This is a genomic window from Desulfovibrio sp. 1188_IL3213 (assembly GCF_036763145.1).
GTDB lineage: Bacteria > Desulfobacterota > Desulfovibrionia > Desulfovibrionales > Desulfovibrionaceae > Desulfovibrio.
In genome coordinates this window covers 1-1,329 of sequence record NZ_JBAIYR010000545.1, presented here as the reverse complement: position 1 = coordinate 1,329, position 1,329 = coordinate 1, and the positions used below count along the sequence as shown (strand labels likewise).

The window sequence follows — 1,329 nt, the reverse complement described above, 5'->3', positions numbered from 1 at the left end:
CGTCACTGCCTTCACCGTCCGTCAGCGACGCAGTGCTCCAGTGGTGCAGGTGGGCCGCGATTTCGGCCTGGCAGTGGTCACGCATCCAGGCCAGATGCGGCCTTGCCTCCGGGCTGGAAAAAACGGTATGCGCGCAAAACAGGGTGAGGGGAAAACCCAGGTCTTGTGTCAGCGGGGCCAGGCGCGGCAGCAGGGCGACATTGCGCACGCCGCAGCCGCTGGCGGCATAATTGCCTGAAAACAGGCCCTCTTCTTCCACATCAAGGCTGACAATGACGTAAAGGTCGTGTCCGGTATCGGGGTGTGCGGCTGGCATGTTGGTCATCGGGACATAGTAAGCGCAAGCGCGGCGCAAGGCAATGTGCGACCATGTTGACTTGCTGCTGTGGCTGTTTGGTGTGGTCTGCCGGGAATTGCCGTGAGTTGCCTTGCACAGGCGGCATTGGCAGGAACTAGTGCGGACCTTGCATGGGCGCACTGGCTGAAGGCTGACGCAGGTGCGGGGCAGCCCGCATGCGATTTTTCCGTACCGCCGAGGCGTGACGGAACACCGGTAAACAGAAAAGCCGCACCTGTCCCGTCAACGGCATGGCGATAAAACAGTGCTGTTTTTTTGAGGGCAAACCATGTGAGGGTGGGACCACGTTGCGCGGAGCGCAAAAGTGGCCGCGAGGGTTCGCCGGACAATGGTCCGGGAGGCATGCGAAGCCGTTGCGGGAATGCCCCAAAGGCGCGCTCTTGCAAATGGCGTTGGAATGCATAAGATTGACCAGCCGTTCATGGGGGCGGCGCAGTTCGTTCCCTTTGCGGCGGCATGCGGCGAAGGGGCGGGTTTGTCCGCCGTTCTGAGCCTGTACTAAGGAGAATCATGTCCACACCGTTGCGCGTTCTTTTTCTGATGGAGGATCTTTGCTACGGCGGCACACAGCGCCAGACTCTGGAACTGGCCCGCCGCCTGGACAGGCAAAAATTCGCTCCGGTCATGCTTACCCTGACCGGCCCCACAGACCTGGACGCAGCCGCCCGCGAGGCAGGCATAGAACTGCACCATCTCGGCAGCGGACGCCGCGTGTCGCCCGTTTTTTTTCTGCAGCTGGCTGTAACCCTGCGCAGACTCAAGCCCGGCATCATTGTGCCCTGCACGGCCCTGCCCAATATCTGGGGCCGTATCTGGGGCCGCATCCTGCGTTTCTGGGGCAGGGCAGCTTCGGCGGTCGCACGCTTCGCGTCAACGAAGCCAAACCCAGGGCTCCTCGCCAGCCCCGCTACTAGGGTTCAGCAACAACATAACGCCCCTTGATTTTTGGGGCGTTTTTTGTTCGTTGCGCT

General features: G+C 61.4%; 1 protein-coding gene and 1 pseudogene. One reads left to right on the top strand and one right to left on the bottom strand.

What is annotated here, in order from left to right; all coding sequences use genetic code 11:
* Positions 1-316, bottom strand: a pseudogene (locus V6C16_RS13460) (hypothetical protein); the annotation flags it as partial.
* 552 nt (positions 317-868) lie between these two features.
* On the opposite strand from V6C16_RS13460, the gene V6C16_RS13455 reads away from it, so the two are divergent.
* Positions 869-1,300 carry a glycosyltransferase gene (locus V6C16_RS13455; protein ID WP_333543462.1) on the top strand — a complete coding sequence of 144 codons (432 nt, stop codon included), beginning with the start codon at positions 869-871 and terminating at the stop codon, positions 1,298-1,300.
* The last annotated feature ends 29 nt before the right edge of the window (positions 1,301-1,329 follow it).

Excerpts from the sequence above, each read along its gene's own strand:
- V6C16_RS13455 (WP_333543462.1), top strand. The coding sequence starts at position 869 with ATGTCCACACCGTTGCGCGTTCTTTTTCTGATGGAGGATCTTTGCTAC.